The organism is Claveliimonas sp., from assembly GCF_037273965.1.
GTDB classification, from domain to species: domain Bacteria; phylum Bacillota; class Clostridia; order Lachnospirales; family Lachnospiraceae; genus Claveliimonas; species Claveliimonas bilis.
Window position 1 is genome coordinate 1 of sequence record NZ_JAYAZJ010000096.1, and the last position, 10,143, is coordinate 10,143.

Here is a 10,143-nt window from a genome sequence, read left to right on the forward strand (position 1 = left end):
AATAGCGGGAACTGGATTCGAACCAGCGACACTACGGGTATGAACCGTATGCTCTAGCCAACTGAGCTATCCCGCCGCAATATATATGGGACCTATAGGGCTCGAACCTATGACCCTCTGCTTGTAAGGCAGATGCTCTCCCAGCTGAGCTAAGATCCCATATTTTTGTTTCTGCAAGTCGCTTTCCCGCAACCCGCTTTGCTATTATACTATTATATTTCATGAAATGTCAACACTTTTTTACAATTTTTTTCAGCCTTTTTTTCGAGTATCCCAAGAGGCCGTTTTCTTCCCAATTTTCGTATAAAATTCCCTGTTAACTGTTAAATAGAGAAAGCAGACCGGCGGATCACACTGCCCTCCGATCTGCTTTTTTCATTTATATTTCTGTAAAATTCTATACGATTCCCTGTGCTTCCATTGCATTTACGACTTTTTCAAATCCTGCAATATTTGCACCTACCACATAGTTTCCTTCTGCTCCGTATCTCTTTGCAGCATCAGCCATATTGTGGCAGATATTTACCATAATATTCTTCAACTTGCTGTCTACTTCCTCAAATGTCCAGCTTAACCGTTCGCTGTTCTGGGACATCTCAAGTGCAGATGTAGCAACACCGCCTGCATTTGCAGCTTTTCCCGGAGCAAAAAGAACGCCGTTTGCCTGCAGATATTCTGTTGCTTCCAGCGTAGTCGGCATGTTTGCTCCCTCTGCTACTGCAAAGCATCCATTTGCAACAAGAGCCTTTGCGTCTTCCAGATGAAGCTCATTCTGTGTTGCACATGGCAGTGCAATGTCAACTTTTACACTCCAAACGCCTTTTCCTTCATGGTACTCTGCATTCGGACGATAGTTCTTATACTCGGAAAGTCTTGCACGTTTTACTTCCTTGATTTCTTTTACAGCTGCCAGATCAATGCCTTCTGCGTCATATACCCAGCCTGTAGAATCGCTCATTGTCACAACTTTAGCGCCAAGCTGCTGTGCTTTCTCTGTTGCATAGATTGCAACATTTCCGGAACCAGATACTGCGATTGTTTTTCCCGCAATGTCTTTACCGTTCATTTTCAGCATTTCCTCTGTCAGATAAAGGAGTCCGTATCCGGTAGCCTCTGTTCTTACCAAAGATCCGCCGTAGCTTAATCCTTTTCCTGTCAGGACACCTTCATACAGTCCGCGGATACGTTTGTACTGTCCGAACAGATAGCCAATCTCTCTTGCTCCTGTTCCGATATCACCAGCCGGAACGTCTGTATCTGCTCCGATATATTTACACAACTCTGTCATAAAGCTCTGGCAAAATGCCATAACTTCTCTGTCTGATTTCCCTTTCGGATCAAAGTCAGATCCACCTTTTCCTCCACCGATCGGAAGACCTGTCAGGGAATTTTTGAACACCTGTTCAAATCCCAGGAATTTAATGATACCAAGGTTTACAGACGGATGAAGACGAAGTCCTCCCTTGTATGGTCCGATTGCACTGTTAAACTGTACACGGTAACCTGTATTTACCTGAACCTGTCCCTTGTCGTCTACCCACGGCACACGGAATTTAAACTGTCTCTCCGGCTCAGTCAGTCTCTCCAGAAGCGCTTCTTTTCTGTACTTTTCTTCATTCGCTTCAATCACAACTCGTAAAGATTCCAGCACTTCTTTTACTGCCTGATGGAACTCCGGTTCAGCCGGATTCTTAGCCACTACTTTTTCAATTACCTCATCAACATATGACATCGTTTTATTCCTCCTTGAATATTCCTGTTAATCGCCAAAGAAAAAGAGCAGACAATCTGCCCACTCTTTGTGACTTCTTTGCCTCTTTAAAAGGATAAAATATTTCAAGGCAAAACACAAGTGTTTTTTGCATTTTTTATTATTTTTTTGCAACTTTATACTTTCATTCCTGCATTTTGCAATCCGTTTCGTGCATTTTCCCAAAACGGATTGCAACATTGTATGAGTAAAAATGCATTTACTTGACTATTTAAAATAAGCGACGCCGGATTCAAAAATCTTCAGATCCTGCTCTCCATAAATATTAACTGCTACGCTGCGTCCTCTTCTCTCTGAGTGAGCCATCTTTCCAAGAACCCTTCCGTCCGGACTTGTAATTCCCTCGATGGCAAAATAAGATCCGTTGATGTTCCATTCTTCATCACCGACGGAAATATTGCCTTCCGGATCACAGTAGCGTGTGGCAACCTGACCGTTTGCAAATAATTCCTCAATTGTCTCCTTAGGCGCAACAAAACGTCCTTCGCCGTGAGAAGCCGGATTCACATACACACCGCCAAGCTGTGCCTGGGCAAGCCACGGAGATTTGTCCGTCACTACTTTTGTATATACCATCTTGGAAATGTGACGTCCAATAGTATTATAGGTAAGAGTCGGAGAGTTTTCTGTCTGTCCGATGATCTTTCCGCTTGGAACAAGGCCAAGTTTGATCAGCGCCTGAAAACCGTTGCAGATACCAAGTGCAAGTCCGTCCCGCTCTCCAAGAAGCTTTTCTACCGCCTCTTTCAGTTTCGCATTCTGGAATGCGGTTGCAAAGAATTTTGCAGATCCGTCCGGTTCGTCTCCTGCACTGAACCCGCCTGGGAACATGATGATCTGAGACTGTCCGATGGCCTTTTCAAATACCTGTACAGAATCTACGATATCTGCCGCATCCATATTCTTAAATACTCTGGTGATCACCTTTGCCCCGGCTCTTTCAAAAGCTTTTTCGCTGTCATATTCGCAGTTTGTTCCAGGGAATACCGGTATAAATACAGTAGGCTGCCCGATCTTATGGCTGCAGATATGCACCTTAGCCGCATGGAAGCACCCATCCTCATCCAGTCTTCCCTCTTCTGTTTCCTTTTCTGCCAGGAAATAGGCAGCCGGATCCTCCTCTGCGCCGGAAGTAGTCGGGAATACTCTCTCCAGTGTTCCCTTCCATGCATCTTCCGCCTCGTCAAGTCCGATCACCGTATCGCCATATGCGAATGTTCCGTCTGCTGTCACTTCACCGATCACTGTGTAGGAAATCTGCAGTTCGCCTACCTTGTCTTTTGCAACCTCTGCCACTAAATCGCCAAATGCCGGTGCAAACAGTTCTCTTGGATCCATGCTGTGCTCTATTTTCACACCCATACCGTTTCCAAAAGCCATCTTGCTGACTGCCGGGATCACTCCATGACGGTCCGGAACATAAGCGGAAAGAATTCTTCCCTCTTTGATGTCCTCTGCAAATTTTCCGTACTGCTCCATCACTTTATCATAAACCGGAAGATCGTACTCGTCCTTCGGTATGCGAAGCCATACAAGCTTGCTACCGGCTTTCTTAAGTTCCGGTGTAATGATATCCTTTTCCTTGGCAACGTCTACTGCAAAAGAAACAAGGGTCGGAGGAACATCGATATCTTCAAATGTACCGGACATACTGTCCTTTCCTCCAATGGACGGAAGACCGAAACCGATCTGTGCGCTGTAAGCTCCAAGAAGCGCTGCAAACGGCTGGCTCCAGCGATGCGGATCTTCCGACATCCGACGGAAATATTCCTGGAATGTGAAGCGGATCTTCCTGTAATCGCCCCCGTTTGCAACAATTTTGGCAACGGATTCCGTCACTGCGTAAACTGCTCCGTGATAAGGACTCCAACTGGAAAGATAGGGGTCAAAGCCATAGCTCATCATCGTGACAGTATCGCAGTCTCCCTTCAGTACCGGAAGTTTGGCTACCATTGCCTGGGTCTCTGTCATCTGATACTTTCCTCCGTGAGGCATGAATACAGAGCCAGCTCCAATGGATCCGTCAAACATTTCCACGAGGCCTTTCTGTGAGCATACATTCAGATCTTTTAATGTATCCAGCCATTTTTCTTTTACATCAGCAACCTCTGCCTTCTCTGTCAGAATGCTGTCTTTTCTGTTTGGAATATCCACAGCTACCGCTGTTTCCTGATGAGCGCCGTTTGTATCAAGAAATGCTCTGGAAAGATTGACGATCTCTTTTCCTCTCCAGGAAAGCACCAGCCTCGGTTCTTCGGTGACAACTGCCACTTCCACAGCCTCCAGGTTCTCTTCCTTTGCATATCCCATAAACTGTTCTACATCTTTTGGATCTACAACAACAGCCATTCTCTCCTGGGATTCTGAAATCGCGATCTCTGTTCCGTCCAGTCCTGCATATTTCTTCGGTACCTTATCAAGATCCACCTTAAGGCCGTCAGCCAACTCTCCAATGGCAACAGAGACTCCGCCTGCGCCAAAGTCATTACATTTCTTGATCAGGCGGCTGACTTCTTCTCTTCTGAAAAGTCTTTGTATCTTTCTCTCTGTAGGCGGATTTCCCTTCTGCACCTCTGCACCGCAGGTTTCAATGGATTCTTCTGTATGGACTTTGGAAGATCCGGTGGCTCCTCCGCAGCCGTCACGGCCGGTACGTCCGCCAAGAAGAATGATAACATCTCCCGGATCTGATGTCTCCCTGATTACTGCCCGACGCGGAGCCGCGCCTAATACAGCACCGATTTCCATACGCTTTGCCACGTAATTCGGATGATAAATTTCTTTGACCGCTCCTGTGGCAAGTCCGATCTGGTTTCCGTAAGAACTGTATCCGTGCGCTGCCTCTCTTACCAGTTTTTTCTGCGGCAGCTTGCCTTTCATGGTATCTTTTACAGAAACAGTGGGATCTGCAGCTCCCGTCACGCGCATTGCCTGATAAACATAGGTACGGCCTGAAAGCGGATCGCGGATCGCTCCTCCAAGACAGGTTGCCGCCCCACCGAAAGGCTCAATCTCTGTAGGATGATTGTGAGTCTCATTTTTAAAGTTTACAAGCCATTCTTCCTCTTTGCCGTCTACGGTCACCGGAACAATAATACTGCAGGCATTAATTTCTTCTGATTCTTCCTGATCCTGAAGTTTTCCTTCCTTCTTCAGACGGCGCATTGCCATAAGCGCCAGATCCATCAGACAGACAAATTTATCCTCCCTGCCCTTAAAAATCTCGCTGTGATCTGCAAGATACTGGCGGTAAGTCTCTTCTATCGGAGCTTTGTAATCCCCTTCGCCAAATGTTACTTCCTTCAGTTCCGTGGAAAATGTCGTATGGCGGCAATGGTCTGACCAGTACGTATCCAGAACGCGGATCTCTGTCATGGAAGGATCTCTTTTTTCTTCCGCGGAAAAATAATTCTGAATATGAAGGAAATCCTTAAATGTCATGGCAAGTCCAAGGGAATCATAAAGTTCCCTCAGCTTGTCTTCATTCAGATCCTTAAATCCGTCAAAAATGATCACATCTGCCGGCTCTTCAAATTTTGTCACCAGGGTATCCGGCTTCTCCATCCCTGTCTCACGGGAATCTACCGGATTAATACAGTGATTTTTGATCGCCTCAAACGCATCATCTGAAATATCCCCTTCTATTACATAGGTAGTTGCAGTGCGGATCACCGGTTTTTCATCTTCCTTAATAAACTGCACACACTGTACGGCAGAGTCTGCTCTTTGATCAAACTGTCCCGGAAGAAATTCTACTGAAAAAATTCTGCTTCCTTCCTTTACCGGAAATTCTTCCTGATACAGGGTATCTACCGGCGGCTCCGAAAAAATACCTTTGCACGCTTTTTCAAACGTTTCGTCTGAAAGATTTTCTATATCATAGCGGATGAGCACACGTACATTTTCCAGGGAATCAATTCCAAGATATCCCCTGATCTCATGCCGCAGATCCTTTGCCTGTACTGCATAATCCGGCTTTTTCTCCACATATACACGTCTTACATTACCCATAAAACTTCCTCCATTACTATTTTGTTTCTGCCGCGCACCCGGAAAGGAGGCAAAACTTCCTTTACATGCTGCGGTCTTTCTAAATATTGCCCCTGTGAAACAACTCAGGCTGATGATACCATCCCGAACTGCACATTCTGTGTTTATTATACCATGAGGTTTATTATTAATAAAGTTAATATAACTAAAGTTATTTATAAGTATTTCTTATTTTATTTCTTTTTTCTGCCAAACCTCCCTATTAAGGCAAAAGCAGCTGCAAAAATTGCCAGTCCCCCAAGGAAATACAGCCCTATCCGCATAACCATGTCGTAGAAAAATCCTTCCGGAAGCATCCGTATCATCAGGTCTGTAGACGGATCAAAAAGCCACAGATCGTTAGTAAAAAATATTTCGTGGAAAATGGTAAAATATTTTGTAAAATCCGAGGCAAATAAAACTCCCAGGAAAACTGTAAGAACCAGAAAAATCCCAAGGGAAATAAAATAGGCTCTGGGCAAAACGCGCTTCCAGTCTGCCTTCAAAGGAAAAATCAACACCAGCATCAAAAGAGCAAAAATGCCCAGAAGCCACCAGCGAAGCGCAAGGCCTCCCAGAAAAAGATTCTTCACATCCGCCATATGGAGTCTGTCCTGTTCATTAAAGAAATCCTGCTTTTCCCCGTTAACTGTTGTCTCTACGGAAAGTTCGGGACGTTTTCCAATAAGATAATCCATCATCTTTTCCGTCACATCCATGACGTCCTCCATCTCCATCTGCAAAGATTCCGTAACCTGATATTTCTCATACTCTTTTTCATAGAACTTATATTCCGGATCTCCGTAAATTGCTGCCTGAAAGCTTGTGATCAAGATCGCGATGATCAGAAGAAACATTCCTATGACCGCAGTAATGCCCTGTACTTTTTTCATGTCTTTTCCCTTTCTTTTGCTGTTTTTTATTCTGTGATTGTATTTTTTTATCTTTTCCCTTATAATACTTATGAACTTATTAGGAGGACTTATCATGGATATTAATTACGAATTATATAAAGTTTTCTATTATGTAGCTTCCACCTTAAGCTTTTCTGAAGCTTCCAAGCAGCTGTTCATTTCCCAGTCTGCTGTCAGCCAGTCTATCAAGACTCTGGAGCGAAAGCTGGACCAGGTGCTTTTCATTCGCAGCACGAAAAAAGTACAGCTCACGCCAGAGGGGGAAATACTCCTTCGCCATGTGGAACCTGCTATGAATCTTATTAAACGGGGCGAGGCCCAGCTTCTTGATTCCGCCTCTACAGGGGGACAGATCCGCATTGGAGCCAGCGACACCATCTGCCGCTATTTTCTTGTTCCCTTTATCGAACGGTTTCATAAGGCTTTTCCCGGTGCCCATATTAAAGTCACAAATGCAACTTCCATACAAAGCGTGGAACTTTTAAACTCCGGTCAGGTAGATTTCATTGTGGTAAACTCTCCCAATGCCTATCTGGGGAGCGTGACAAAAATAAAAAGGATCAAAATTTTCCAGGATGTTTTTCTGGCAAATCAGTCTTTCAAAGAACTGAAGGGACGCCAGCTTTCCTTCCAGGAACTGCTGGAATATCCAATCCTTATGCTGGACAAAAAAAGCACTACCAGTGAATTTCTCCATAATCTGTTCCAGCAGCATCACCTGGATCTGGTGCCGGAAGCAGAGCTTAGCAGCAATGATCTTCTGATCGATCTGGCGCGCATAGGTCTGGGAATCGCCTTCCTTCCCGACTACTGCATTCCGCCAGATGATCCGGACCTTTTTGTGGTTAAGACAAAGGAGGGACTTCCATCCAGAGAGCTTCTTGCTGTTCACAGTCAGCACCTTCCCCTGTCCAAAGCTGCATCTGCTTTTTTAAATTATTTTGAAGAGGTCTGATCCCAGAATTTCCGGATTTTTTCTTTTACATTTTTTATATTACACATCTGATAGCCTTCCCATTCCCGCGGGAAGGTTTCTTTGTAACGTTTCTCCTGAAAACGGTCGTCCAGAAGGAGAATAATGCCCCTGTCCTCTTCGGTCCGTATTACTCTTCCCGCTGACTGCTGCACTTTATTCATACCCGGATATACATAGGCGTAATCAAACCCTCGCATTTCTTTTTTATCAAAATATTCCTTCAAAAGTTCTCTTTCCCTGCACACCTGGGGCAATCCGGTTCCTATGATCGCCGCTCCGATAAGCTTGTCTTCGGAAAGATCGATTCCTTCTGAAAAAATACCGCCCATGACGCAGAATCCCATCAGACTGACATCCCTTTCCTCTTCAAATCCTTCTAAAAAGATTTCCCTTGCTTCTTCCGACATATAGGGAGCCTGGATCAGACAGTCCAGTTGGATGTTTTCCTCTTCCACCATATCCAGGAAACATTCATATACCTCTTCCATAAAACGGTAAGAGGGGAAGAACGCCATATAATTCCCTGTTTTTGCCAGGGCCATTTCCTTCAGATAAAGGGCATAGCGGCGGTACATTTTCTCCCCCCGCCTCGTGTATCTGGTGCTGACGTCGTTTCCTACCATCAAAAGGCGATTCTTTTTATCAAAAACCGACCTGGCGTAGACTGCATAGTCGTCCTTTTCTGTACTCAAAAGTTCTTTATAATACCGGATTGGCAGAAGGGTTGCCGAAAAGAATACTGTGCTGATGCCCTTATCCAGAGATTCCTTAAGATTGACCGAGGGATTTACACAGAAAAGCCGGATCTGGAATTTTCCTTCCTTATCGATTTCCGAATAAATCATATAATTTTCATCCAGCCTCTCATAAATCGTCTCAAACATCCGCACCTCAAAATAAAGAGCAAGTACTTCCTCCCGTATCTCTTCTTCCGTACATTCCTCCAGATAACGCTCCATTTCCGCCATAACGGAGAGCAGCTTCAGGTAGATACCCCCGGCACTTCCAAGCACCTGGCAGCCGTCGCACTCCCGTTTGAGAGCAAGAAGCTGCTTATTACAGTCCTCCAGCTGACGTGCAAGCTTTCCGTCTCTTTCCTTTACCAGCCGTCGCACTTTCATAATATTTTCCTTGTACAAGCTGGCACTGTACATTTCCCGGCCCCTCTCCACCAGATTGTGGGCCTCGTCGATCAAAAAGAGATACTCGCCTTTTACATTATCTCCAAAAAAGCGTTTCAGTCTTGCGTTCGGATCAAACACATAATTGTAGTCGCAGATCACTGCATCTGCCCAAAGCGACAGATCTAGCCCCAGCTCAAACGGACAGACCTGCCACTTTTTTGCCTGCTGCTCAATGGCGCTCCGGCTTAGATCGTCGGTCTCTGTTATCATCTCATAAACCGCATCATTAATCCGGTCATAATGCCCTTTTGCATAGGGGCAGTAATCCGGATTACATTCCGCTTTATCACAAAAACATATCTTCTCTTTGGCAGTCAGCACGATTGTCTTGTACCGCATCTGCTCACTTTCTGATATCTGCCCGTTTTCCCGGTGCGGCCCCTCTTTTAAAATTTCAAAAGCCTGCTGAGCCACTGTGCGGGTAATGGTCTTTGCAGTCAGGTAAAACAGCTTTTCCGCCAGCCCTTCCCCCACTGCTTTCACTGCCGGGAACACTGTTGCCATCGTCTTTCCCACCCCGGTAGGAGCCTGGATAAAAAGCTTCTTCTTCCGCAGGATCGTCCGGTAAACCGAGGTAACCAGCTCTTTTTGCCCTTCCCGGTACTCATAGGGAAATTCCGTCTGCTTAATGGACTGATTCCTAAGTTTCTTCCATTCCACCTGGAACCTTGCCCACTTTTCATACTGATCCGTCAGTTCATAAAACCATTTCCGCAGTTCCTCCATTTCATATTCGCTGCGAAAACGGCGGATTTCCTCTGTCTCCAGATGACAGTAGGTCATCTGGACTCCCATACTGTCCAGACCATTCTGCTCCCCATAAATGAAAGCATAACACTTTGCCTGTGCAAGATGTACCTGCACAGGCTCTTTCATTGTATCCAGATTCTTAAAAACTCCCTTGATCTCATCAATGACGGTTCCTTCATCCGTCTCCATCACTCCGTCCGCACGGCCTTCTATCTGCAGAGTAAATCCTTCAAAAGGAACCTGTATCTTCATCGTTACTTCCGGATGATAGCTGCTTCCCATCTGACGCTGGATCTTCCGGTGCATACGGGCTCCCATCTGCATGGCATCCTTGTCGGCGGAGGCAATACGGTTGTCGATATCACCACTTTGCAGGATAAATTCCACAAGGGCACGGACAGATATTCTAATCACTTGCTCTTCCATGCTTTTCATTATAGTAGAGGATAGTAGATTTTGCAAATTGGGACGTAACACTTTTAAAAAGCAATGTCATTAAGTTTAGAAAATGAGTCCTCA

At 45.3% G+C, this 10,143-nt stretch carries 5 protein-coding genes and 2 tRNA genes; 1 reads left to right on the forward strand and 6 read right to left on the reverse strand.

Annotation, left to right across the window (positions count from 1 at the left end; all coding sequences use genetic code 11):
• Window positions 1–2: 2 nt before the first annotated feature.
• The 5 genes from WJ238_RS09030 to WJ238_RS09050 all read right to left on the reverse strand — a co-directional run bounded on the left by WJ238_RS09030 (window position 3) and on the right by WJ238_RS09050 (window position 6,693).
• Window positions 3–76, reverse strand: a tRNA-Met gene (locus WJ238_RS09030).
• Window positions 77–86: 10 nt separating this feature from the next.
• Window positions 87–159: transfer RNA gene (locus tag WJ238_RS09035), tRNA-Val, on the reverse strand.
• 238 nt (window positions 160–397) lie between these two features.
• The gene (gene gdhA, locus WJ238_RS09040) at window positions 398–1,732 is read right to left on the reverse strand and encodes an NADP-specific glutamate dehydrogenase (protein ID WP_230106449.1); all 1,335 of its coding nucleotides are present in this window, start codon (window positions 1,730–1,732) and stop codon (window positions 398–400) included.
• A gap of 246 nt (window positions 1,733–1,978) precedes the next feature.
• The gene (locus WJ238_RS09045) at window positions 1,979–5,782 is read right to left on the reverse strand and encodes a phosphoribosylformylglycinamidine synthase (protein ID WP_337606729.1); all 3,804 of its coding nucleotides are present in this window, start codon (window positions 5,780–5,782) and stop codon (window positions 1,979–1,981) included.
• Between the two features lie 212 nt (window positions 5,783–5,994).
• On the reverse strand, window positions 5,995–6,693 hold the full coding sequence (locus tag WJ238_RS09050) for a TIGR01906 family membrane protein (RefSeq protein WP_230106451.1): 699 nt from the start codon (window positions 6,691–6,693) through the stop codon (window positions 5,995–5,997).
• A 94-nt stretch (window positions 6,694–6,787) separates the two neighbouring features.
• Between WJ238_RS09050 and WJ238_RS09055 the strand changes: the two genes are divergently transcribed.
• On the forward strand, window positions 6,788–7,669 hold the full coding sequence (locus tag WJ238_RS09055; protein ID WP_337606731.1) for a LysR family transcriptional regulator: 882 nt from the start codon (window positions 6,788–6,790) through the stop codon (window positions 7,667–7,669).
• Here WJ238_RS09055 and WJ238_RS09060 read toward each other — a convergent pair.
• Window positions 7,651–10,050: an ATP-dependent DNA helicase gene (locus WJ238_RS09060; RefSeq protein ID WP_524536999.1), complete on the reverse strand. Its 2,400-nt coding sequence runs from the start codon at window positions 10,048–10,050 to the stop codon at window positions 7,651–7,653. The two genes, WJ238_RS09055 and WJ238_RS09060, sit on opposite strands and share 19 nt — an antisense overlap.
• Between the last annotated feature and the right edge of the window lie 93 nt (window positions 10,051–10,143).

Excerpts from the sequence above, each read along its gene's own strand:
- WJ238_RS09045 (WP_337606729.1), bottom strand. The coding sequence starts at position 5,782 with ATGGGTAATGTAAGACGTGTATATGTGGAGAAAAAGCCGGATTATGCA.
- gdhA (WP_230106449.1), bottom strand. The coding sequence starts at position 1,732 with ATGTCATATGTTGATGAGGTAATTGAAAAAGTAGTGGCTAAGAATCCG.
- WJ238_RS09060 (WP_524536999.1), bottom strand. The coding sequence starts at position 10,050 with ATGGAAGAGCAAGTGATTAGAATATCTGTCCGTGCCCTTGTGGAATTT.
- WJ238_RS09055 (WP_337606731.1), top strand. The coding sequence starts at position 6,788 with ATGGATATTAATTACGAATTATATAAAGTTTTCTATTATGTAGCTTCC.
- WJ238_RS09050 (WP_230106451.1), bottom strand. The coding sequence starts at position 6,693 with ATGAAAAAAGTACAGGGCATTACTGCGGTCATAGGAATGTTTCTTCTG.